Annotated in this window: 21 protein-coding genes; 9 read left to right on the top strand and 12 right to left on the bottom strand. The window is 47.2% G+C overall.

Annotated features, from left to right (window positions below; translation table 11 throughout):
* Positions 1 to 257 precede the first annotated feature (257 nt).
* The gene (hemG, locus tag QUA62_RS11995; protein WP_333404213.1) at positions 258 to 1,718 is read left to right on the top strand and encodes a protoporphyrinogen oxidase; all 1,461 of its coding nucleotides are present in this window, start codon (positions 258 to 260) and stop codon (positions 1,716 to 1,718) included.
* A gap of 114 nt (positions 1,719 to 1,832) precedes the next feature.
* Here hemG and QUA62_RS12000 read toward each other — a convergent pair whose 3' ends face one another.
* From QUA62_RS12000 to QUA62_RS12020, 5 genes are all read right to left on the bottom strand, one after another.
* Positions 1,833 to 2,525, bottom strand: coding sequence for a response regulator transcription factor (locus QUA62_RS12000; protein WP_333404215.1), 693 nt, complete (start codon positions 2,523 to 2,525; stop codon positions 1,833 to 1,835).
* 105 nt (positions 2,526 to 2,630) lie between these two features.
* Positions 2,631 to 4,904, bottom strand: a complete 2,274-nt coding sequence (locus QUA62_RS12005) for a tetratricopeptide repeat protein (protein ID WP_333404217.1) — start codon at positions 4,902 to 4,904, stop codon at positions 2,631 to 2,633.
* A 552-nt stretch (positions 4,905 to 5,456) separates the two neighbouring features.
* Positions 5,457 to 5,624 carry a photosystem II assembly protein Psb34 gene (gene psb34 / locus QUA62_RS12010; protein WP_015177107.1) on the bottom strand — a complete coding sequence of 56 codons (168 nt, stop codon included), beginning with the start codon at positions 5,622 to 5,624 and terminating at the stop codon, positions 5,457 to 5,459.
* 69 nt (positions 5,625 to 5,693) lie between these two features.
* The gene (locus tag QUA62_RS12015) at positions 5,694 to 6,725 is read right to left on the bottom strand and encodes a thiazole synthase (RefSeq protein WP_333404219.1); all 1,032 of its coding nucleotides are present in this window, start codon (positions 6,723 to 6,725) and stop codon (positions 5,694 to 5,696) included.
* On the bottom strand, positions 6,700 to 7,218 hold the full coding sequence (locus tag QUA62_RS12020; protein WP_333217646.1) for a CdiA C-terminal domain-containing protein: 519 nt from the start codon (positions 7,216 to 7,218) through the stop codon (positions 6,700 to 6,702). The genes QUA62_RS12015 and QUA62_RS12020 overlap by 26 nt, the downstream gene beginning before the upstream one ends.
* Before the next feature lie 45 nt (positions 7,219 to 7,263).
* Here QUA62_RS12020 and QUA62_RS12025 point away from each other — a divergent pair, with 45 nt between their 5' ends.
* Positions 7,264 to 7,965: a Crp/Fnr family transcriptional regulator gene (locus QUA62_RS12025; protein ID WP_333404221.1), complete on the top strand. Its 702-nt coding sequence runs from the start codon at positions 7,264 to 7,266 to the stop codon at positions 7,963 to 7,965.
* A gap of 171 nt (positions 7,966 to 8,136) precedes the next feature.
* Here QUA62_RS12025 and QUA62_RS12030 read toward each other — a convergent pair whose 3' ends face one another.
* From QUA62_RS12030 to QUA62_RS12045, 4 genes are all read right to left on the bottom strand, one after another.
* A complete protein-coding gene (locus tag QUA62_RS12030; protein ID WP_333404223.1) occupies positions 8,137 to 8,472 on the bottom strand; it encodes a cupin domain-containing protein in 336 nt (111 codons plus the stop codon).
* 106 nt (positions 8,473 to 8,578) lie between these two features.
* The gene (locus tag QUA62_RS12035; RefSeq protein ID WP_333404225.1) at positions 8,579 to 9,358 is read right to left on the bottom strand and encodes a methyltransferase domain-containing protein; all 780 of its coding nucleotides are present in this window, start codon (positions 9,356 to 9,358) and stop codon (positions 8,579 to 8,581) included.
* Between the two features lie 444 nt (positions 9,359 to 9,802).
* On the bottom strand, positions 9,803 to 11,380 hold the full coding sequence (locus QUA62_RS12040; RefSeq protein WP_333404227.1) for a Na+/H+ antiporter: 1,578 nt from the start codon (positions 11,378 to 11,380) through the stop codon (positions 9,803 to 9,805).
* 19 nt (positions 11,381 to 11,399) lie between these two features.
* Entirely contained in the window at positions 11,400 to 12,422 is a 1,023-nt protein-coding gene (locus QUA62_RS12045) for a DUF389 domain-containing protein (RefSeq protein ID WP_333404229.1), read from the bottom strand.
* Positions 12,423 to 12,643: 221 nt separating this feature from the next.
* On the opposite strand from QUA62_RS12045, the gene QUA62_RS12050 reads away from it, so the two are divergent.
* The 5 genes from QUA62_RS12050 (at position 12,644) to QUA62_RS12070 (ending at position 14,084) form a co-directional block, all read left to right on the top strand.
* On the top strand, positions 12,644 to 12,814 hold the full coding sequence (locus QUA62_RS12050; protein ID WP_333404230.1) for a hypothetical protein: 171 nt from the start codon (positions 12,644 to 12,646) through the stop codon (positions 12,812 to 12,814).
* 42 nt (positions 12,815 to 12,856) lie between these two features.
* Positions 12,857 to 13,267, top strand: coding sequence for an MAPEG family protein (locus QUA62_RS12055; RefSeq protein ID WP_333404232.1), 411 nt, complete (start codon positions 12,857 to 12,859; stop codon positions 13,265 to 13,267).
* Between the two features lie 93 nt (positions 13,268 to 13,360).
* Positions 13,361 to 13,543, top strand: coding sequence for a hypothetical protein (locus QUA62_RS12060; protein ID WP_333404234.1), 183 nt, complete (start codon positions 13,361 to 13,363; stop codon positions 13,541 to 13,543).
* On the top strand, positions 13,512 to 13,874 hold the full coding sequence (locus tag QUA62_RS12065; protein ID WP_333404285.1) for a hypothetical protein: 363 nt from the start codon (positions 13,512 to 13,514) through the stop codon (positions 13,872 to 13,874). Before QUA62_RS12060 ends, QUA62_RS12065 begins: the two co-directional genes overlap by 32 nt.
* A gap of 51 nt (positions 13,875 to 13,925) precedes the next feature.
* Positions 13,926 to 14,084, top strand: a complete 159-nt coding sequence (locus QUA62_RS12070) for a hypothetical protein (RefSeq protein ID WP_333404236.1) — start codon at positions 13,926 to 13,928, stop codon at positions 14,082 to 14,084.
* A gap of 138 nt (positions 14,085 to 14,222) precedes the next feature.
* Here the strand turns inward: QUA62_RS12070 and murD are convergent, their stop codons facing one another.
* Complete coding sequence (gene murD, locus QUA62_RS12075) at positions 14,223 to 15,569, bottom strand: UDP-N-acetylmuramoyl-L-alanine--D-glutamate ligase (RefSeq protein ID WP_333404238.1); 1,347 nt, start codon at positions 15,567 to 15,569, stop codon at positions 14,223 to 14,225.
* Positions 15,570 to 16,120: 551 nt separating this feature from the next.
* Positions 16,121 to 18,337, bottom strand: coding sequence for a glycine--tRNA ligase subunit beta (gene glyS, locus QUA62_RS12080; RefSeq protein WP_333404240.1), 2,217 nt, complete (start codon positions 18,335 to 18,337; stop codon positions 16,121 to 16,123).
* 484 nt (positions 18,338 to 18,821) lie between these two features.
* On the opposite strand from glyS, the gene QUA62_RS12085 reads away from it, so the two are divergent.
* Both QUA62_RS12085 and QUA62_RS12090 read left to right on the top strand, forming a co-directional pair.
* The gene (locus QUA62_RS12085; protein ID WP_333284618.1) at positions 18,822 to 19,949 is read left to right on the top strand and encodes a HetZ-related protein 2; all 1,128 of its coding nucleotides are present in this window, start codon (positions 18,822 to 18,824) and stop codon (positions 19,947 to 19,949) included.
* A gap of 604 nt (positions 19,950 to 20,553) precedes the next feature.
* Positions 20,554 to 21,621 carry a hypothetical protein gene (locus QUA62_RS12090; protein WP_333404242.1) on the top strand — a complete coding sequence of 356 codons (1,068 nt, stop codon included), beginning with the start codon at positions 20,554 to 20,556 and terminating at the stop codon, positions 21,619 to 21,621.
* Positions 21,622 to 21,890: 269 nt separating this feature from the next.
* Here the strand turns inward: QUA62_RS12090 and QUA62_RS12095 are convergent, their stop codons facing one another.
* Entirely contained in the window at positions 21,891 to 22,523 is a 633-nt protein-coding gene (locus tag QUA62_RS12095; RefSeq protein WP_333284638.1) for a ribonuclease D, read from the bottom strand.
* Positions 22,524 to 22,591 lie beyond the last annotated feature (68 nt).

Consider the following 22,591-nt stretch of genomic DNA (forward strand, 5'->3'; position numbering starts at 1 on the left):
ACCCAGCGGATACAAAAGCGAGATGGAGAGACCGGGAGACGGGGAGGTGGGCAGAGGTGCAATCCACAACCTGCGAGAAAAATGCTTCAGAAATGCCAGACAGCTTACCGATTCGCAATTCCCAATTCCCCATTCTCAATTCTCGATTCGCAATTCCCAATTCGGTAATCTGAAAGCGGTTTGGCAGTACGCGAAGCAAAGAACGCAAGCCGTGCAAAGCCATGTAACATAAAGATTGCGATATTTTTCTACGTAATATGGAACTATTAGATACCTTGATTGTGGGTGCGGGTATTAGCGGTTTGAGTTTGGCGCACGCACTTCACAAGGAAGCAACGAGTCCATCCTCGCTGAAGATTTTAGTCGCTGAGAGTCAAGGACGTGTAGGCGGGAACATCACCACTGTGACAGCGGGGGGGTTTCTCTGGGAGGAGGGCCCGAACAGTTTTTCGCCGACGCCAGAATTGATGAAGTTGGCTGTGGATGTGGGATTGAAGCAGGAATTGATTTTTGCCGATCGCAAATTGCCTCGTTATGTTTATTGGCAAAAAAAGCTGCAACCGGTGCCGATGACTCCACCGGCGATGATTCAGTCTCAGTTGCTGAGTTTTCCGGGAAAACTGCGGGCGTTGTTCGGGGCTTTGGGGTTTGTTGCGCCGGCAATGGGTGCTGGACTTTCGCAGCAGGGTGACGAGGAAACTGTTTCTCAATTTTTCCGCCGTCATCTCGGTACGGAAGTGATGCAGCGGTTGGTGGAACCTTTTGTTTCTGGGGTTTATGCCGGCGATCCGCAACAACTTAGCGCGGCGGCGGCTTTTGGGCGGGTAACAAAGATGGCTGATGTGGGTGGCGGGCTGGTGGCGGGGGCGCTGCTTTCTGCTAGGAAAAGACCGAAGCCAATGCCCGCAGACCCGAATGTTCCGTCTACTAGACCGGGGGAGTTGGGTTCCTTCAAACAGGGGTTGAAGGCTCTGCCGGAGGCGATCGCTGCTCAATTGGGCGATCGAGTGAAACTCAATTGGCACCTGACTCGCCTCCAGCGTACAGAACGCGAAACTTACATTGCTGTATTCTCGACGCCCGACGGACAGCAGGAAGTTGAGGCGCGCACCGTGGTTTTGACAACGCCCGCTTACGTTACAGCCGATTTGTTGCAGCCTCTGCAACCGAAAGTTAGCAGTGCTTTACAAGCTTTTACTTATCCTACAGTTGCCTGCGTTGTCTTAGCATATCCGCAGTCGGATGTCAAGGAAAAATTAGTAGGTTTTGGAAATTTAATTCCGAGGGGGCAGGGAATTCGCACTCTAGGGACGATTTGGACATCGAGTTTATTTGCCGATCGCGCGCCTGCAGGGTGGCAAACTCTCAGCAGTTACATCGGCGGGGCTACTGATTCGGAAATTGGCAATCTCGACTCAGAACAAATCGTTCGCGAGGTGCACCGAGATTTGTCCCGGATTTTGCTGAAACCAGATGTGCCACAGCCAAAAGTTTTAGCGGTGAATGTGTGGAAGCGGGCCATTCCTCAGTACAATTTGGGTCATTTCGATCGCCTGCAACAAATCGATGAGGGCTTAAAATCTTTGCCTGGGGTGTATTTGTGCAGCAACTACGTTGGCGGAGTGGCTTTGGGAGATTGCGTGCGAAGGGGTTTTGAGCGTGCACGAGAAGTGGGCGAGTATTTGCAGAACAAACAATCAAATACTCGATCGATCTGAATTATTGTGTGGGGAGGGCGGGTTTACAAATATCGAGTATGTTAATCCGAGATATTGGTGAACCCGCACCTAAAGCCTTCTGCCTTCATATCCGCTGCCCAATGCCGAATGTTACTAGGTTGTGGGTTCAAATTTGTAACCCACCCCCCTGACGGTTTGAATCATCGAAATTTGATTGGCATCTGGTTCAATTTTGCGGCGAATTTGACCTATATGGACATCCACCACGCGATCGGCTCCTACATACTCGTAGTCCCACACTTCATGCAGCAATTCCGATCGCCTCCACACGCGACCGGGTTTGCTGGCCAAACAGTACAGCAGGTCGAATTCTAAAGCAGTCAAAGCAACTATCTGAGTGCCGAGAATTACCTCGCGGCGAACCGGATCTATTAGTAGCTCTCCAAAAGTAAGAGTTTTTTGTTCGGCGGGAGTAACAATGCGTTTGCGCTTCAAAATTGCTGCAACGCGAGCTCCAATTTCTACAAGACTAAAAGGTTTAGTAATGTAGTCGTCAGCACCTTCGGCAAACCCTTTCATTTTGTCAGCTTCATCGGTTCGGGCAGTCAGCATCAACACAAACACGCCCGTGCGTCTTTGCATTTCTTGACACAGTTTGTAACCAGTTGTATCAGGTAAATTTACATCTAGAACTACTAAGTCAGGATTGAGTTGCTCAAATAATTCCAGACCAGTCTGACCGTCCTCGCCAGACTCAACTTGATAACCTTGCTGGCTCAAAAAACGGTGAATTAAATTTCGGATTGCCGGGTCGTCATCAACCACAAGGATTTTTACAGGGGCCATGACCACAAGTTTGCTTGAAGAATTAGGCAAGAATATTCAGCCATAATAATAGAAAACTGGATACAAATCTCGAAAAAATTGAGCTTTTAATAGTTATAGCCCTATTTATAACCTACGCAAAATTTCAGGCAATAAATCTCCAGGAACTTTGGATAAGGCTAAATTTTGGCCTGGCAGCCCACATTCACTATAGAAAGCTCTAATCGTTTTGACAATATAGCTCAATGCTGTTTGCCGGGAATCAGCAGCTTGGGAGTTGGCCGCGGCTTGCAAGTTGAGTTTATCCCCATATGTTAACCCTTTGTCATTGAGATGTTGTCCCCATTCGGCACACACTTGCAACTGGTGGTGCAGTGCTGCTTCTAGATGGCTTGTCTGTGCGACTTTATTAGCGGCGAAATGTGGGTCGGTGGCTAGTTGATAGTGGGCTAGTCCGAGATTGTTGCGGGCGGCCAAGGCGTCAAAGGTGAGTTGGGTTCGATCGAGCTCTCCGGCGATATCCAAGGCGGTTTCGTAGGCGGTAATCGCCTGCTGCAATGATTCCGTCCGCGCCTGTTTCTGCTGAAACTGGTTCGCCAAATGCCAATAAGCGGTACCGAGATTATTGTAGGTGGCGGCTGCTGCTGCGGGTACTAATTCTCGGGTGCGGTATTTCAATGCTTCGCGGTAGGCGGAAATCGCCCTGACTAGCAGGGGTTCTGAGGGTTCGTGCTGGGCGAGGTTCCAGCAGGCGGTACCGAGGTTGTTTTGCACTCCGGCATAGTTGAGGGGTTCTCGTTCGGGACTGTAGCAGGAGAGAGCTTGGGTGTAAGCTGCGATCGCGCTTTTGAGATATACGATCGGCTCACCATCTTGGGCTAAATTCCAGTATGCTGTCGCCAAATTATTCTGAGCAGCAGCGTACTGCTGAGGCTCCACGGCGGGGTCTAGATCCAGCAGCGCTTGTTGGTAAGCTGCAACTGCGTACTGCAAGTTCTCTGTCTTGTCTCGGTAGCGGGCTAAATCGGCCGAGGCGATTCCCAAATTTTTGTTTAATCTAACGCGGGTTTGGGGTACGGTTTCGCCATCTGTTCGGTTCAAACCTTCAAGGTAGAGGGCGATGCTGCGTTCAAGGCTGGATACCGGCTCTGAGGCGTTGAGGGCATTGGTGCGATCGCGCGACAGCATCCAGTAGAGAGTGCCGAGATCGTTGAGCAGATCGGAAATTGGCGGTAGGCTGTTGGACTCCTGGGCGTACTGAGTTAAATTTTGTGTCAATTGGGCAATCAACCGCGCGCATTCCTCAGTTAGTGGTTGATTTTGCTGCGAGTTGGTGTCAACGTCGAGATACGCAATCACTTGTTCGATCGCGCGAATGGCGATTGTCAGGTTGTGTTCTGAAACGTCTCCCCCCAGAATGCGATCGCGGTAGTAATTCCCCAAACTGTGATAAGCCAAAGCCAAAGCTTCGCAAGAACACTGATGTTCTTGCAGCAGTTCGATGTATTGCAGAGTTTGCAGCGGCAGAAAATTGTCCTCCGATGCGGCATCATTTTCTGCTTCCAACTCATCAGAAGCCGCTGCTAGCACCAAATCTGCAAGTTGGACGGATTTAGAATCTGGCGCTGGGGACGGGGGATGGGAAATTGGGGATTGTTCGTCCTCTGTCAGTTGGACGGATTTAGAATCTGGCGCTGGGGACGGGGGATAGGAAATTGGGGATTTTTCGTCGGGAATTGGGGATTGTCCAGACAAAGAAGGTATTAAAAGTTGGTTGCCAAAGTCTCCCTTGTCCCGTAAGTTTCGCAAGTCTCCGGAGTTCCCGAAGTCATCAAAGTGCCCGAAGTCTCCCTTAGCTGGAGTTGGTTCGCCTTCAAACTCAAATACTCCGGTTCGCCAGTGCCAAAATTCCGGGGCCGAGTGCTCGATCGAACTCAGCCAGGGCCGCGACACCCACAGCAACACAGTAGACTCGCACATTTGCAGGTTTGCTTCGATGTCTCTCAAATAGCTCAGGAACGACCACTGCACTGCTGCTGACTGCCTGGTCAGGTGTTCTGCCCCGATAATTTGAAATGTCGGCCAAGGGCTGTAACTGCCCCTGTTTTGCGGCGGTGGGTGTTGGGTCAGCCACGCGGCGATCGAACCCCAAGGATTTGGATCGCTCAAGTCAAGTTCCAAACTGACAAATCGGGGGTAGTGGATCGGGGAGCGAGGATCGGAGCCTGCGCTCTCTGCGGCTAATTCTGTCTGCAAGCGGGCTGCCAGACAGTCCCGCAAGCACAAGTCGTCGCAGGCGGCGATAAAAATTTGACGGCGTAAATTGAGGTCGATCGCCTGTTTCAAGCGTTGGTAGATCAGCTTGTTCGAGCTAGAAACTTTTTGGGAAGGAATAGACATCAGGGTGAGCCGATTTTAGATTTTAGATTTTAGATTTTAGGTTTTAGATTTTGGATTGTAGATTTTAGATTGTAGAGTTGAGAGTTGAAATCTCGATCGCTCATAACTCACAACTAAGCCCTGAAGGCAGTCAATCGCACCGGTGATGACTAAAGGATTGTAGATTTTCAATTGGCAATTTTATGTGGGTGACGAACCAGTGTGATTAAGTGCAACCCAAGTCCCTGAAGCTGACAGCCGAGAGCAAAGAACCAAATTTCTGCGGGTCTTATATCGTTTCCGGTTGGAGGGGCACGATCGAGTCAAGGTCAATAATTCCACATTCCGCCACTCCTCACTCCCCACTCCTCACTCCCCACTCCCCATCATTCCGGTGTAACCGGAATTGATATTATTTAGCTTTCCAGCTCGCTCGGCACGCTTCAGGACTATCGCAACTACCTGCTTTGTATTGAAACACAAAAACCATGTTTCCATTGGTTGGAAAACATGGTTTGTTGAATGATTATTTAAAATTGCGATTTGAAGCAGCTTTGAGTCTCAGCCCAGCTTTTAGACGGAAGCAGCCACGAACACCAAACCAGCGACCAACATGGCTGCTGCAATTCCCATGATGATATAGTTCCGTTGCTGATTTTTGTTGGGAGGTACGGCTTCATACACCTTCGGCTCTTTAGCAAAGTTGTTCAGGCGTCCATCGTCATCTTTGATGTAAGGCATCAGTCACAATCCTTAATATTTTTGATTTTTACAACTGTACCAAAAAAGCGCCCAGGAAAATTCGGCCATTTATTTGGAGGTGACAGTGCCTGTTTGGGGGGAAGAGGCGATCGCGTAATCTTTGATCGGCATTCTTCCTGCTAAGTACGCCAGCCGCCCCGCTTCTGCTGCCATTCCCATTGCTTTGGCCATTGCCGGGGAATTTTGGGCATTGGCGATCGCCGAATTAATCAACAGTGCATCGGCTCCCATTTCCATTGCTCGCGCCGCTTCGCTGGGCGTTCCGATTCCCGCATCGACTACCACAGGAATATTTACCGTGTCAATAATTATTTGAATGTTGGCCGCATTGTTGATCCCTTGTCCTGAACCGATGGGCGAACCTAAAGGCATGACTGTCGCACAACCGACTTCTTCGAGGCGTTTTGCCAGCAAGGGATCGGCATTGATGTAGGGCAAAACGGCAAAACCTTCTTTAACTAATTGTTCTGCTGCTTCCAAAGTGCCGATCGGATCTGGCAGCAAATATTTAGCATCAGGAATCACTTCTAACTTGACAAAATTATTGTCTTCTTGTCCTAAAAGTTTCGCCATTTCCCGGCCCAAACGAGCTACTCTAATTGCCTCATCAGCAGTTTGACAACCGGCAGTATTTGGCAGCATCCAAATTTTAGTCCAATCAAGAGCCTCTGCCAATCCTTCATGACCGGGAGCATTTGTTTGCACTCGCCGCACAGCTACAGTCACAATTTCGCACCTGCTAGCGTTGACACTTTGCTGCATTTCTGCAATGCTTCGATATTTTCCCGTCCCCGTCATCAAGCGAGAATGAAAAGTTTTGCCGGCAATAACCAGAGGTTTGTCTAAAGGTGGCGTTGCTGTGTCTACTGGATACCCAAAAATGCTGTACTCAAGTGCCTCTTCCCACTGTGTTCTGCCACCCATCATCTCTTCAAGCTGCCAACCTTCTTTTATGGTTAGATCGTCGCGGGTAACAGCATATAAAATTTGGCCTACAGTAATTAGTTTAGCATCTCGCGGCATATTATTTTTCAACCCGCACTCTACGATTTCTTTAAATTCGCTGAAATGGTCTTCCATTTTGCCAGTCTTCCCTTGTAATGATTTGAATTTGTTTGCTGTTGGCAACAAAAATTATTTGTTGAATATGGTTTTGGGTATCCCAAAACAGACCTTGTTTGATGCCAGCGTTGATTTTCCAGACATCGTAATTTTCTCGGTTGATGTGAAAAATAACGACTGATGCACCTTGAGTTTTTGCCCTGCTTATTCCTTCTTGAACTCGATACCTGATGTTCCTCGTAGATTCTGTTAACTCCTTAAATTCGCAAATCAGACCGTCTATCTCAGCGTCTGGGGTTCTCACACCCTCTGCTGCTTGCTCGCTCAACAGCGTAACTCTCTTTCCCATTTTAGCCAAAACTTCAGCGACAAAACTTTCCGAATTATTAAGATTGTGTTGTTGGTGAATTAGCACAAATCCGCCAGCTATCTCATCAAAATAATATCGCCTATATTCTGGTTCTGCATTTTCGTAGATGGCTCTGCTTGTCTCGATATATTCTGAATTCACCGTTACTATACTCTCAATGGACTCGGATCGGGTAGAGTTAAATCTATGAAAGCAACTGTCGAGCAAGTGGCTAAAATTGGAATATTTGCCAGCTTAAGCCGAACTGAATTAGAGCGATTGCAAGAACACACAGTAATTTGCAGTTACCGACAGGGAGAAGTTGTGATGTATGAGGGCGATCGCATCCCCGAAAAATTATACACTCTTTTGAGCGGTTCTCTGCGGGTTGCAAAAACAGCGGCGGCGGGCAAAGAAACAATTCTCCGCACTTTATTTCAGGGAGATATTTTTGCCGCACCTGCTTTGCTAGGCAACGGCATTGCCCCCGCAACGGTGACAGCAGAAACTGATGTGGAAGTTCTTACCACAGAACGGGAAGTTTTGCTAGCAGCAATTCGGGAAAATCCCGAGATTGCTTTGCGAATATTGGCGGTTTTTAATCAGCGGTTGCAGCAACTGCACGAGACAGTGCACGGTTTGGTGTCGGAAAGGGCGATCGTGCGGCTGGCCCGATTTATTCATTACTTTGCCGTCGAGCAAGGTACGAAGATGGCGAATAATAGTGTATGTTTAGAAAAACATTTTCCCTACTATCAAATTGCTCGCAGTATTGGAATTACTTACGAAGAATGCGTGAGGTTGTTTAAGAAACTCAAGCCGTTTGTATCCTACAGTCGAGGCGGTAAAATTATTGTATTGGACTGGAAAAAATTGGAGGATATCGCCTCGGGAGATGAAATAGATTAAATGTTAAAATCCCAATTCTTGTAAGGGCGGGTTTCACAAACAATATTTGACTGCAACTCACTATCTATATAAACCCGCCCCCACAACCTGTGAATAGGGGCGGGTTTATCAGATTATTGATTTTCGGCAACTATGGTGGGTAAAACCCGCTCCTACAGAATAATGATGGCATTAATGAGGCTCAGAAAGTGTCAAGACAAATGCCAAATTTTGTTCAGCTTTCAAAGCGTGGAGGGCGCGGGCGGGCAGAAAAACAAACACCCCCGGTTCCAAGACAATATCTTTGCCTTCTAGAGTCAAAATCCCCTTTCCTTCGATGACATTAACTGTGGCATTGCGCGGCGAAGAGTGTTCGGAAACCTCGCTACCAGCAGCCAGACAAAGTAAATTGTACTGACAATTATTGTCTTTGATTAAAACTTTGCTCGATACTCCGGCGGCGGGATATTCAATTGCGTCTCGGAGTTGGATAGCTGAAGATTGTAGCGGTAAAAGAGTAGTAGTCATAGTTTTTGACAATTAATTAATTTGGTCACAAGCCCCGAATTTATCAGTGGCTTCACTTTCTTCCCTCGAAAATCGAAAATCGAAAATCGAAAATCGATTGACTGGGTTAAGATTGTTTTTTGGCAGAGATAACGATGTAGCCTAGATCTTGTTGATAATGCTGGAAAACTCGACGCATTGCTAAGATACGATCGCGAATTTGCGATCGACTTAATATATTCCACACAATCCGCACAGTACCCACAACCCCTTCATCTTGCAGCATTCGCGGTAAGTTGAGGAGCCCCATCGCCCCGGTTTGATACTTTTCTACTTGCAAACCCGCGTTTTGGCAAACAGCAATCCAGCCCGACTCAGACAAAGGCGTTGAATTAGCCCGAGTCACTTCTGATAAAGCTTTGTGAATTTCAGATTCTCGGTTTCTAGCTAAAAGTTCGTGAGAGAGAAACTTGCCACCTGGTTTTAAACGATCGCAAATTCCCGATACAATTTTAGCTTTCCCCGACGGCGATTGCATTGTCAGGATAGCTTCAGCCAACACCCAATCAAACTGTTGGGAAATCCGATCCAAGTGAAAAATATCTCCTTCCACAATTTCCACTCGATCGCTCAAACCGGCTGCTGCAACATTAGCACGAGCGCGGGCCACACTCTCGGGATTTTTCTCAACTCCCACTACTTTTACACCAAAACGTTTAGCAAGGGCGATCGAACTATATCCAAAACTAGCAGCCAACTCCAAAACAGTCTCGCCCGGTTGAAAATCCGCCCATTCAAATAACTGTTCCGTAGCAAGTTTCCCCCCCGGCCTCAGCATTCTCTTACCCGCCGCGGCCAGAACTTCATGTCCGGGTGCAGTCTTAAAATTGAGAGCAGTATTGGTCATTAAATTGACCTCCTATTTAACCTTACTCTCAGTATGCCAAATTTTCCCAAATCTTTCTATGATCTAGCTCATATTCAAATTATTGTAGGCTGACGCACTGTACAATATCAGGAATTATACCATGTCCGCCCCTCAACAATTCGGACTGTTTTTGATTGCCAACAATGCTTTCAGTCGAAAGCCAAAAACCCGTACTCGTTTTAATTAGAAATTATTTCGGTTAATCATGCCAACGAATTCGCTGCGAATGCGCGGAACATTCCAAAGCGCCAAAGCCCCGCACCAAATACTAACCGCATTAGTAAAATAGTCGGTATTTCTGGCAGAAACTTGATGAAACCCGATACACACAAGCGCACTAATCCGGCTGAATTAGTGATGCCTTCCCAGAGATAGCAGGTCATAAATGGGACAATCACGTGGATTATCCCTACAAACATCCTATTAAGAAACAATTTTCTCATTCCGCTCTTTAAAACATTGCTGCAACACAGAAATAGGCAGCTCATTCAATTGACCCGCTCGCACAAATTCAGCATAAGTATCAGCCTCTATTGCCTGCAAATCCCCTTCGAGTTTGTCGATAGTCATCTGCCGCAGTTCAGGAGAGCGATCGTACATTTGATTGATTTCTGCTTGCAGCAAGTTTAATTTTTCTTCAAGCTGACTCACGAGATGATTGGAAAACTCAGGCTCGATTTTACGATCGCTCGATACTTCAGATAGATACTTGAGAACCCGATTGAGAGCAACACGTTGGGCGATCGCCTCCAGATACTGCTGGCGCAACTCTTGGTTGCTCAACAACCCCAATTTTTCCAGTAGCGGCTTGGTGGTTAAACCTTGTACTAGCAGCGTAAATAAAACTACGCCAAACACGATCGCAAAAATTTTTTCCCGATCGGGGAAAACATCCGGCACGCTCAAAGCTAAAGCAATCGACACAGAACCCCGCAATCCTCCCCACCAAATCACAGTTCTATCGGCTAAGGAAATTTCAGATTTTGCCAACCAATTGCTCAACCATCCTAAACCAAAAATAGCGATCGCTCGCGTCACAAACATCGCCACCACAGTTATGCCAATCAGTCCTAAATTCGCTTGCAAACCAGCAAAACTAATTCGATCCCCAATCAGCAGGAACATGATCGAATTAACAAAAAACGCCAAAAAATCCCAAAATTGTGTTACCGCCAGTCTGGTACTGGGCTGCATACCTATCTGAGAGCCGAAATTGCCAAATATCAAGCCCATCACCACCACACCAATCACCCCAGAACCGCCTAAATCCTCCACAATTATATAAGTGCCGTAGGCTGAAACTAAGGTTAACGATTGCTCCACCAAAGGTAAATCAAACCGTTGGGTGAGATAGGAGATCCCAAAACCGATCGCACTCCCGACAGCAATCCCAATCCCCACAAAAGCTAAGAAACGCGCCACCAGAGATGGAATGCCAACTTCATCCGTCCCTAAAGAGAATCCCACCAAAAAACTAAAGGCAACAACAGCAATGCCATCATTAAATAAACTCTCTCCCTCCACCAGCAAAGCTAGGCGTTTTTCAACTCCCAATTCCCGGAACAATGCAATGACTGAAACAGGATCTGTAGCAGATATACTAGCTCCTACCAACAGGGCGATCGCTAAAGAAACTCCAGCTATTTGGTTGAGAGCAAAAGCCACGCCAGCAACAGAAATAACCACACCCAAAACCGCATAAAGAGCGATCGGCACTAAATCCCGCTTGAGTTTAGACCATTCCAGATTCCAAGCAGCTTCAAACAAAAGAGGCGGCAAAAAAATCAACAGAATCAGTTCGGGCGAGAGCGACACCAATCGCACATCTATAAAAGCCAAACCCAACCCGACAATTACTAAAAGCAGCGTGTAGGGAATTTGGCGCAACCAGCCCCATATTTGCGGCAGCACCGCCACACTTAAGGAAACTAATAGCACTAAGAGAAATTGCTTCAGATTGCCCTCGATCGTCACTTCGTGAATTAGAGTTTCTGGGGTCATACAATTAGGGCTAAAATAGCTAAGGTTTCGGTTTCGATCGGGACTTATCCGGCGTTGAGCGCCGCACTTCTTCAACTTGACTGACTTGAAAAATTAGGGTAAATTGTTGACCCATTTCTTTTTCGACAAATTCTTCTAAAAGCTGCACCTGTTTGGGTGTCAAAGCTTCGCTGCTGCGAACACTCAGACGAACCTCCGGCGGCTTTGTCAACCAGTTAGTATCAGTTTTAATCAGTTCCACCCGTTGAAAAGTGATAGTTCGGTTAAGCAACGCCCGCTTCAGACTGGCTTCGAGTTGCCCTTGCTCGATCAATTCCGCAAAACTCACGCCCAGAGGAATAACAAGTATAGCCGTCAATGCTAGCGCCCACAAGAGGGCTTTACCGGCGCGATGCAGGGGGGTGTAGCCGGCCATTAAAGAGGTTAGCATACAGGAGAGAGTAATCCCCAGCAAATTAGTAAGATACAGGAGGCTTGCTCCCAAACTGAGCGACCAATTAGCTTGAGATAAGCCTAAACCTATAACACAAATTGGCGGCATGAGAGCCACGGCGATCGCAGTTCCCGCCAGAGTAGCAGAAACTTTGGGCTGAACTTTCGCATAGCCGCTGATTCCCCCAGCGGCGATCGCAATTCCTAAGTCTAGTAATGTAGGTTTAGAACGAGCTAGAACTTCGCTCCCAAAGTCGGGAAGTTGTACCAAAGCGCCCAAAATACAAGCTAGAAAAATTGCTAGCACCGTCCCGACTGCTAATGAAATTAAACCTTTGCGGAAGAGGAGAACGTTACCTTCTACCGCTCCAAATGCTAACCCTCGGATTGGCAACATCAGAGGCGCAATGATCATTGCACCGATAATTACGGCTGCACTGTTGGCAAGCAGTCCAAAGGTAGCGATTATACAGGAGCCGAGAATTAAGACAAGATAGTCAATATCTAGGGTTGATTCTTCCAACAAGTCAGCTCGTATTTTCTTTAAATGCTGTGGCTCAATCCTGCTCCTGGTGAAATATTTAAGACGGTCTCGAATATGGTTGAGCACAATAATCTCCTTAAATCGGGGGATTGTATCCGTCGGCAGGTGCGGGCCGTCGATTTTAGATTTTAGATTTTAGATTTTAGATTTTAGATTCTAGATTTTAGATTCTAGATTTTAGATTTTAGATTTTAGATTTTAGATTTACTCCACTGAGGAATCTGGGAGGTTGAATAAGAGTCTAAAATTTGGGCTACTCACGACAAGAGTCGGGGGCTTGTATCCGTATGCAGGGGCGAGCAAAAGAATCAAAATCCCAGCCAGCAAGTTTTCGAGGATGTCGAGGAACCCAAAAGGAATTGCCAGGAATTGCCGCGCCACTAATACCCAGCAGTTGCATCAAATTCGCTGCCTTGAATGACGAGGTGGCGATGAATGACGCGATCGGCAATAATTGATTTATAATCAAGATATCTACTCCACCCCAATAATACCGAATCATGCTCGCAGAAGCAAACGCGACACTTTGGCCTAGTCTAATTACTGTTTCAGCATTAATTCTCTACTTTGTTGTTACCATCAACGTCGGTAGAGCTAGATTCAAACACAAAGTTTCTCCCCCGCAGATGACAGGAAACCCAGACTTTGAACGAGTGGTGCGAGTTCAGCAAAATACCTTAGAGCAAATGATTCTATTTTTGCCCTCGCTGTGGCTGTTCTCGCAATTTATCAGCCCAAGTTGGGGCGCTGGTATCGGCGCAGTTTGGATAGTTGGACGCATTTTGTTTGCTTGGGGTTACTATCAAGCTGCCGAAAAAAGAGCGGCAGGATTTGGCATTAGTACCTTAGCTACTTTAGCTTTGCTTGGGGGTTCATTAACAGGCATAATTATGTCGCTGCTGAAGGTTTGAGCCTAGCTTCTGATCGACATAATTGTTTTTCTACTCGTTTCCAGGCTCTGCCTGGGAACCAGTTAAATGTAATAATCACTGTTAGGAGTAAATATGTCAGAAACCAACAAACCCGTATTTGAAATTACCCCGAAACTTTTTCAGCAGCTTGTCGAGTGGCAAGAAAAACTTGAACGAGAAGATGAATTAGCAAGCGAGTCAGAAGACGAGAAACTAACTGAGGTAAAAACTCCTCCCGACAGTGATGAACAGCATCCTCAAACAGATAATTTTTAGCTGGTGGCTAGCCGTATCTTTTGGATTTCCGGCTGCTGTCTCGGCTCAATCGCTGACACCCAGCCAAATTCAGCAAGTCAATAGCGGTTTGTTTCGTTCTAACTCTCAAGATTTCTTTCAGCAAGGCTATCGCCAACTGGAAATAGAAATCGCAATTTTGTTGCAAAGAAATGTCGCTTCCGAAGACCGGATTCTGGAGATTGATGAAAAATTGCTCTCTCAGCTTTGCAGGCAAGAATTTAAAATCTCCTCGCGCACTGTTGACACACTAAATGCTGCTAAGATTGCTAATTTTAAGGCAAAATTAACAGATATTTGCCATCCCAATTAAAATAAAAGTGAGGTAAAAATCAAAGTTTTAGTGTTGATGGAGACAGAAGAAATGACAAAATTGAAACTAGCCATGCTGGAAGCGGAGACTGCCTCTCAATTGGCGGCGATAATTATTGATTACACTCATGAGGAAATGATGCTAGTTTTTCAGGCGCTAGAAGGGGAACAACAGGATAGGATTAAGGCTGTTTGGAAGAGTGTTAGTTAAAGTAGATTGGCGGAAATCAGAGGTTTTAATTTTTAACCGCAGATGTAAGCCGATAGACGCGGATGAACGCAGATTGAATTTTGTTAGTGTTCGCTGTGTATAAAAATCTTACTTTGTACACAGCGAACAATGACATATCTAAACTAGCGATTCGAGGCATAATTGGCGGAAATGATCGCCCCGTTGCTCGAAGTTTTGGTATTGATCGAAGCTAGCACAGGCTGGGGAAAGCAGCACTACTTTAGCATGATTTTGTTGGGCTAATTCTGCCGATCGCGGGATTGCTCGTTCCATTGTTTCGACAATTTCCCAAGTGTTGTAATTTGCTTGTTCGAGCCGCGAGGCAAAAAGACTCGCCGCATCGCCAATTAGCAGCACCGCAGCAGCTTTCGCCTTGATTGTATCAATCCAGGCGCGATCGTCCCCTTCTTTGGCGTCACCGCCGGCAATTAAAATCGCCGGTGCGCTGACAGAAGCCAACCCGACTTGGGCGGCGTCGTAATTAGTAGCTTTGCTGTCGTTGATGAAATCTATGCCTTCCCAAGTGCAGATGTGTTCGAGGCGGTGCGAAACTCCGGGGAATTTAGCGATCGCCCGGGCGATCGCACTTTTATCTATCCCTGCCAAATTAGCCGCCGCTACCGCCATTAACAAATTCTGCAAATTGTGTTCTCCCACCATCCGCAAAGAATCAGCAGGCAGAATTTTCTCGCTTTGAGCTATTACCCAACCGTTTTCGATGTACGCTCCAAAAGTGCGATCGCCCAACAGTTCTTTTTCACCTTTGACACTCGTCCAACACGCATCCGGCCAAACCTCAACTCCTTGCTGCCGCAAATAAGGATCGTCGCCGTTGATTACTTGCAATTCAGACTTTTTCAGCAAATGCGCTTTAATGTTGTAGTAATTTTCCAAAGTTTTGTGACGGCTGAGATGATCCGGCGTCAAAGTCGTCAAAACTCCGATTCGCGGCGCTACAAACGGCGAGGATTCTATCTGATAGCTGCTGATTTCTGCGATTACCCAATCCGGCTGTTTTTCGGCTAAAGCTAATTCACACGCAGCATAGCCAATATTGCCGCAAGCGGGAGCGTAAAGCCCGGCCTCTGCAAAAATAGCAGCAATTAAAGCAGTAGTAGTAGTTTTGCCGTTAGTGCCGGTAATTCCCACCCAAGGAGATTTGAGGTAACGCCACGCTAGAGCCATTTCTCCGATTGTTTCAATGCCTAACTCTCTGGCGCGCACTAAGGCTGGACTGTCCCAGGGAACGCCCGGACTTACTACTATTAATTCTATAGATTCGACTGGTTCAAAAGATTTACCTAACTCTACATGAATTCCTTCGTTAGCGAATTCCTGTTGCTGTTCGAGCAAATTGGGGGAAGATGAGCGATCGCTCAGCGTTACTTCCCATCCTTCGCGTTTTAGCAGTCTGGCGGCGGCAATTCCTGATTTTCCTAGTCCAATGATATGAGCTATCGGCATAAGCTGTGTGTGTGATGGAGCGAACTTCCCTGGTTTTATAAGTTTATATCTTAACCTTGAATTGGTTGTTGACTATTGGCCATTTTGCTTATTTTTTAAGAGAGCGATCGAACTCTGCTGAGACTCGCGCGGTTCCGCAAAAATTATAATAGATTTACTCGTTTTATTGCTAAGCTTTAATGTTATTTTGATCGAGAGTTTTAAGAAGTAAGTTTCTCAAGTTGGTTTGCCTACAGGCCCGCCCGTTGCCTCCCAAGGCCCGCCAGGGGTTGAAAACCCCTGTCTAACAGCTAAAGTCAGTTAAAACTGAGATATGACACCATTGTCAGCAACAGGCAAGATGCCTGTTCCACAATGAAATTCATCTCTTGTGGAACAGGCATCTTGGCTGTTCTTGACGGTGCAAGATGTGAGTTTTAACTGACTGAAAAGTCTAGTATGTGTGGGTTTCAGTCCTCTTAAGAGGACTTTCGCTTTGAGACGGGGGTTTCAACCCCCGGCGGACTGAAGCAGAGGTTTTCAATCCCAGGCGGACTCAAATCTTGTCAATTCTAACTTTTCACGATCGCCCCAAAGTCAGCCAACACCCGGGCGTGATTCCGCAGCAAACCCAGTAAATTCAACCGATTCTGCTTAATTTCGGGGTCGGGGTCCATCACCAACACGCTTTCTGGCCCGTCGAAAAAGTTGCTGACAGTCGGAGCAATTTCAGTCAAACTATCTACTAACTGCTGGTAATTCCGAGTTTGTTTGGATAGCAGCGTTTGCGGCACTAACTGCACCACTGCATCGTAAAAAGCTTGTTCAGACGACTTTTGAAATAAATCTGGTTTCACAGCCGTTTTCGGTTCCAATTCTACTTTATCCAAATCACCTTGAGCCGCCAAACGAGTTGAACGGTTGACTGTTTCGTAAATTAGATCCAAAGTCTGGTTATTGCGGATTTGTTGTAAGAAAAGCGCTCTTTCCCGTGCGTCCAACAAATCTCTCAATGCTCGTTCAGTATATTCTGGGTCGTTTTCTCCCAAAACGGCATTTACCAAATCGTAATCTACATTTTTTTCTTCTTGCAACAAAGTCCGAATTCTTTGCAAGAAAAACTCGTATAACTGATCCAGCAACTCCGCCGGTGTTTCCGGGCGCGCTGCGGTAAATTCGGCAACAACTTCTGCGAGCAACTGGTGCAAATTAATGGGCAACTGAGCAGCCCAAATAATGTTAGTTATTGCATTAGCGGCGCGGCGCAAAGCGAAGGGGTCGGATGAACCAGTCGGCAACATTCCCAAGCCGAAGATGCTGACTAAAGTATCTAATTTGTCGGCTATTCCGACAACTTGACCAGTCTGAGTTTGCGGCAAATTGTCGCCCGCACCTTTGGGCAAATAATGTTCAAAAATCGCTGTAGCTACTTCTTCCGATTCGCCACTTGCTAAGGCGTATTTCTGCCCCATGATTCCTTGCATTTCTGGAAGTTCGTAAACCATTTGGGTTACGAGGTCGGCTTTACAAAGTAAGGCTGCTCTTGCTATGTAAGCTTGTTCTTCGTCTGTGATTTGCAGTTGAGTGGCGATGAGGCTGGCAATTTTGCACAGACGATCGACTTTTGCGCGCACTGTCCCCAAATCTTCCTGGAAAGTAACTGTTGCCAACTTGGGCAAATAATCCTCTAGAGGCTTTACCAAGTCTGCTTTGTAGAAAAACTGACCGTCTGCCAATCTCGCCCGCACTACTCGCTCGTTACCGGCGGCAATAATCGCGGCTTTAACGGGATCGCCGTTGGAAATTGTAATGAAATAGGGCAGAAGTTCGGGATAATCCGGGCTTTTGAGAATTGGAAAATACCGCTGGTTTGTGACAATAATTGTAGTAATTACTTCCGGCGGCAATATCAAAAATTCGTCGTCAAATTTCCCGACAACTGCGTTCGGCCATTCTACTAAGTCGGTGACTTCTTCTAACAAATCTTCGGTAATGTCGGCGTAACCGCCTTGTTTTGTTGCTGCGGCTTCTACTTGTGCTTTAATTTGATTTTTCCGCTGGGTTCGATCGACCTCCACGCAAGCAGCCCGCAGACACTCGACATAATCCTCGGCTTGCGGAATCGAGACCCCCCCCGTCCCCCCGTTGCCAAGGGGGGGTGTAGGAAGCGATGTCCCCCCCTCGGCAAGGGGGGGTGTAGGGGGGGTGTATAACACCCGGTGTCCTTGGGAAATGCGATCGCTCTTGACCGTATCCGAACCGCTGACCAATGTAATTGGCAGTACAGTATCATCTAACAGGGCCACCATCCATCGAATCGGGCGCGGAAACTTCAAATCTCCGTCGGCCCACCGCATAAATCTTTTGCCTTCTAACTTATTAATCCACTGCGGCACAAGTTCTGTCAAAATATCCGCTGTCATCCGTCCCGGAATCTTTTTGAGCACAAACACAAAATCGCCTTTATCAGTAGCGCGAACTTCCAAAGCCTCAATTTCTACGCCCTGCTTTTTCGCAAAACCTTCGGCTGCTTTCGTCGGTTTGCCATCTTTAAAAGCCGAACTCGCGGGTGGGCCTTTTACCTCTTCTTCTCTATCTAATTGCTGAACAGGCAGTCCTTTCACGAGAACGGCCAAACGCCTCGGAGTAGCGTATACATTAATAGAGTCATTTGTCAAGGAATCTTCTGCCAGCGTTGCAGGTACAAGTCGCTGCCACTGCTGGGCGCTGCCTGCGACAAAAGATGCGGGCAATTCTTCTGTACCGAGTTCTAATAAAAAGTTAGGCATATCGCACCGTAATGGAATTTTGTTTAGGGTAATTTAAGGTAATTTATCCGATCGCGCGGTCGTATATCTGAAAAATACTCAAAAATTCAGGATACCACGTAAAATCGGGGGTGAAAGACAATATTCTCGACAGCCCGTCAGGAACCTTAGCCTAAAGGCATAAGGCTTGAAAGAGAAATCTAGAAAGCCATCCTGACGGGCCTAAGTCCTTCGCGGACTACGTTTTTTGAGTCACGACACCGGGCGGATGCGTAGCTAGTCCCCTGCTCTGTCGCTGAGAGTTAAACAATCTGGTATGTCACGCTCGATAGTGCTTTCAGCCTAACAAGCTCACTAAACAAAGGCGCGTGCTAACTTTACTCCGAAAGGAGAACGGGACAACCATATCCCGACGGAGGGGCAACCATACCCCTCCACCCCGGAAGGGGATTCAAATTAATGTAAAGCCGTCCTAAAAGGACGGGGTTTCAAACCCAATTTTCCGATGACCTTGGCGGAAAGACTAGGACAAGATTGGAAGTCTCGACTCGAACAAGATTGCCCGGACGAAAATTCTAGCACCCGCGAGAGTGTTGTCCGCTGGCTGTTGGGAGACAAGCCCGAAAGATTTGACACTCTTAGCCCAACTCAATTGTCTGTCGCCTCTGGGGCGATCGACTTTTTATATCGAATTTTGCTTTCTCGGTATCTGGGAGTACCGCCTGAAAAAGCTTACCGCAACTTGATCGGGCGGCTCGGCGGTTTAGTTGTGCTCCGGCAAAAAATCCAAGCGTGGGTGTCCCTGAGTCGCGACAGACAGCGGAGTGCGGTGGAGGTACTGCAAGAAGTGATCCAGGAAATGCTCAATTCCGATCGCTACCTGCAGCAGCAAGTCGCCTGGATTGCCGAATGCACCTCAGACAGACGCCTGCGAAATGCTTTGCTGCTAGCGAGCACAGAAGAATACTGCTTGCGGCCGATCCGCAACCAGCCGCTGCTGGTGTACCGTTTTGTCAACTACTTGCGGCGTGCCCAGCGGGGCGGGTTGACGCAAGTGCCTGCGGGAGACTGGGTGCGGCTGGTGTCGGAACAGGTTCTACCCGACGATACAGACGAACCGCTCAGCCTGCTAGACGAACAGGCATTGTCCGAGTATCGAGAAAATCAAGCTTGGGAAGAGCAGCAAACTCAGCGGCAGATTGTCCAACAAGAATTTGAGAATTACTTGGCCGCTGAAGTCGATCCGCTGGCTTCCCGGTGGCTGCAGCTTTACCTGCAAGGCCGTTCCCAAGAGGCAATTGCCGAGGAGTTGAAGGTTCCGATCAAGCAAATTTACCGCTTGCGAGAAAAAGTTAGTTACCACGCGATTCGGGTTTTTGCGGTCAAACAAGCACCGGAATTAGTCGCCAACTGGCTGGAAACTTCGCTCCAAGAACACAGTTTGGGCTTGACTCCCGCTCAGTGGCAGCAATATTTACAAGACCTCACACCGGTGCAGCGGCAGTTGGTAGAATCGCTGAAAGCAGGGAAAAGTGTAGAGACGATCGCATCTGAATTAAAGTTGAAAACCAATCAAGTCATCGGCGAGTGGAGCAAACTCTATTTAGCAGCTCAATCCCTCCGCAACGAGTAGATTGGTAATGGGTGGCGGGCAATTGCTAATTGTTAATTGGCGGTAGCATTTTTCAGAATCCGCGCTACAAATCAATTCCCGAACAGCCACAGATTACTGCAAGTTTCCCTGTGGAAAACCGCGCGATGCCCCTTGTATCAAATCAGGTTAGATTGATCGGGATGTTGTAGCGCTGCCGTGACGATCGCGCTCCGAGACGATCGCAGTCAACTATCTGAGGTAAGATACTAGCAGCACGATCGACTTTTCAGGATTTTTTAACCAATCCCAAATTCAGCGCTTGCCCGTAAATCATCCGTTGTGGTGCATCTCTAATACTTGTGCATTAAAGACATAATTCTATTGTTGCCAGCCACGGGCATCAATCTCGGGCGATCGGTGATAGTGGGTCTAGACTGCGCTAGTCATCATCTCGTTCTCAATCTTTTGGTAGAATTTGAGGCTGCAATACATAAGGGAGAAAATTCTGGGACTAAGGATTTTTCTTTAATAAAAGCTTCCGGTTGTTAGGCCAATTCCTCCGTCAGGGAAGTTGCAGCGTTTAATTTTATCGCATCAGGTTGGTGCGTCGCGCTCGATCGCGCTTCCAACTACAAAGCAGCTAATGGTACATACATCTTCAACAGACTCCGCAGCTACAATGGACTCCGATCGAATATTTCACCTAATCGATACAGTTGTCCCCTTTGAAGCTTGCCTTTACTATCAAGTTTTGCCTTTATCTCTAGAAGGTAATCTGTTTAAATTGGGCGTAGTCGATGCCCAAGATGACTCCGCCTTGGACTACGTGCAGCGGATTTTAGCTTACATGAATTGCTCAGTCACAACAGAGCCAATTGCCTCGGAAACTCAGCGCTCGATGCTCTCAGCTTACTTGCTGCACGGGAGCCAGCTCAAAGTACCCAGCCAGACAGAAACCGCCGCAGCCCCAACACCCAAAAATCCCGCATCAGCAACTCCAGGCCCCAATGCAGAAACGCTGCTGTCTGTGCCAGAACCCTCGATGCCCGAGCCTGAGCGGTTTAAACCTGCTGGCGCTGAGGTTCCCCCGACACCGACACAGCTATCGGTTTTGAATGTCGAGGCCTTGCACTTGTCAAGCCAAGTGGAAGTTTTGGCAACTTTGCCCGCGCCCCAACTCCTACAAGAATTGCTCGGTAGAGTGCTGCGAGAGGGTATCGGCCGCCTGTTTTTTGAGCGGCACCAGTCCCAAGGCCGGATTCTTTGGAGTCAAGATGGCGTTTTGAAATCGATGCTCGAAGGTATCGATATCGTCCTTTTCCAAGAGGTCATCGACGAGTTGAAGCGACTGACAGATATGCCTGTTTGCCCGGTGGAACAGCCCAAACAAGTCGAAGTTGAGCGCATATATCAAAACACTCATTTACTGTTGCGCTTGCGGGTAATGACCGTGGGTGGCAAGGAAGAAGCCACCCTGCAAGTTTTGCGGGGGGCAGCTTTGAGGTTTTACCAGCAGCAGCAGTTGTCTACTTTGAGTCGGGACGCACTGCGGCTGGCCGAAGAATTGCAGCGGAAAGTGAATCAAATTCGCGATCGAACTCGGCTTTCTCCTGTGCATTTAGACGGGTTGCCCGCTTTGGAACAGGTGATTAGAAATGTTGACGACCAAATTGAAGCTTTGCTGCACGAACAGAATCCCGAGCAGCCCTAATCAGCCATAGATCGCTGTTTTGAATTTTTTTTAACTCACATCCAGTCCGGTCAAATAATAATAATTATGTTTGTAGTGAGGACTAAAGTCCAAGCGAGTTTTATGATAGCTCAAGTCTTCACTACAAACCAATTTGATGGCAGTTCTGCGAGGTGACAGAATATTATACCAGTTCCCAAAAAGAATGCAATTGTAGGCCCGTGTTCTAAACCCTGGTAGTCATCAGTTATTCCCAATCTAAAATCTAAAATCTAAAATCTAAAATGGTATTAGCCGTGCTCGAAAACATCCTTGTACTGCAATAAATCCAGACTCACAAAAACGGGCAAACACTGAAAACATTGCTGTGCAATTTCCCAGCGTTCTTCTCGTTGCAACATAGCAGTCAACTTTTGTTTAGCGCTCAGCAAATAGCGGACATCGTTAGCAGCGTAGCTGAGTTGCTCGTCTGAAAGATGCTCAGAATTTCCCCAGTCAGAACTTTGAGAAGTTTTGTTGAGTTCTACTTTTTCCAACTCTTGGATTAAATCTTTAAGTCCGTGTTTGTGGGTGTAAGTTCTCGCAAGTTTGCTCGCTATTTTTGTGCAGAAAACAGGTGCAATGTCAATACTTAAATTGTAACGCATTGTTGCCAGATCGAAGCGCGCAAAGTGAAATACCTTCTCAATATTTTCAGATTCCATTAGCTTTTTTAAATTCGGGGCCGCAGTCTGGCCTTTAGCAATCCGCACCGCCGCAACTATACCTTGCGGATCGCACAACTGAACCAAACACAAGCGATCGCGCCACGGTAGCAAACCCATTGTTTCTGTATCAACCGCGATCGCCGGCGCAGTCAAATAATAAGATAAGAGAGAATCGGGTATATCACCATCGCACACTTGAAAATCTGCAAATTCCATTATGGGTAACTGTTGACTGTTGACTGTTGACTGTTGACTGTTGACTGCCTTCTTCCCTCTTCCTTCTT

This window comes from Microcoleus sp. MON1_C1 (assembly GCF_036701945.1).
Taxonomy (GTDB): Bacteria; Cyanobacteriota; Cyanobacteriia; order Cyanobacteriales; family Microcoleaceae; genus Microcoleus.

Coding starts and splice junctions, on each gene's coding strand:
- hemG (WP_333404213.1), top strand. CDS start 258: ATGGAACTATTAGATACCTTGATTGTGGGTGCGGGTATTAGCGGTTTG.
- QUA62_RS12000 (WP_333404215.1), bottom strand. CDS start 2,525: ATGGCCCCTGTAAAAATCCTTGTGGTTGATGACGACCCGGCAATCCGA.
- QUA62_RS12005 (WP_333404217.1), bottom strand. CDS start 4,904: ATGTCTATTCCTTCCCAAAAAGTTTCTAGCTCGAACAAGCTGATCTAC.
- psb34 (WP_015177107.1), bottom strand. CDS start 5,624: ATGCCTTACATCAAAGATGACGATGGACGCCTGAACAACTTTGCTAAA.
- QUA62_RS12015 (WP_333404219.1), bottom strand. CDS start 6,725: ATGGAAGACCATTTCAGCGAATTTAAAGAAATCGTAGAGTGCGGGTTG.
- QUA62_RS12025 (WP_333404221.1), top strand. CDS start 7,264: ATGAAAGCAACTGTCGAGCAAGTGGCTAAAATTGGAATATTTGCCAGC.
- QUA62_RS12030 (WP_333404223.1), bottom strand. CDS start 8,472: ATGACTACTACTCTTTTACCGCTACAATCTTCAGCTATCCAACTCCGA.
- QUA62_RS12035 (WP_333404225.1), bottom strand. CDS start 9,358: ATGACCAATACTGCTCTCAATTTTAAGACTGCACCCGGACATGAAGTT.
- QUA62_RS12040 (WP_333404227.1), bottom strand. CDS start 11,380: ATGACCCCAGAAACTCTAATTCACGAAGTGACGATCGAGGGCAATCTG.
- QUA62_RS12050 (WP_333404230.1), top strand. CDS start 12,644: ATGCAGGGGCGAGCAAAAGAATCAAAATCCCAGCCAGCAAGTTTTCGA.
- QUA62_RS12055 (WP_333404232.1), top strand. CDS start 12,857: ATGCTCGCAGAAGCAAACGCGACACTTTGGCCTAGTCTAATTACTGTT.
- QUA62_RS12060 (WP_333404234.1), top strand. CDS start 13,361: ATGTCAGAAACCAACAAACCCGTATTTGAAATTACCCCGAAACTTTTT.
- QUA62_RS12065 (WP_333404285.1), top strand. CDS start 13,512: ATGAACAGCATCCTCAAACAGATAATTTTTAGCTGGTGGCTAGCCGTA.
- QUA62_RS12070 (WP_333404236.1), top strand. CDS start 13,926: ATGACAAAATTGAAACTAGCCATGCTGGAAGCGGAGACTGCCTCTCAA.
- murD (WP_333404238.1), bottom strand. CDS start 15,569: ATGCCGATAGCTCATATCATTGGACTAGGAAAATCAGGAATTGCCGCC.
- glyS (WP_333404240.1), bottom strand. CDS start 18,337: ATGCCTAACTTTTTATTAGAACTCGGTACAGAAGAATTGCCCGCATCT.
- QUA62_RS12085 (WP_333284618.1), top strand. CDS start 18,822: ATGACCTTGGCGGAAAGACTAGGACAAGATTGGAAGTCTCGACTCGAA.
- QUA62_RS12090 (WP_333404242.1), top strand. CDS start 20,554: ATGGTACATACATCTTCAACAGACTCCGCAGCTACAATGGACTCCGAT.
- QUA62_RS12095 (WP_333284638.1), bottom strand. CDS start 22,523: ATGGAATTTGCAGATTTTCAAGTGTGCGATGGTGATATACCCGATTCT.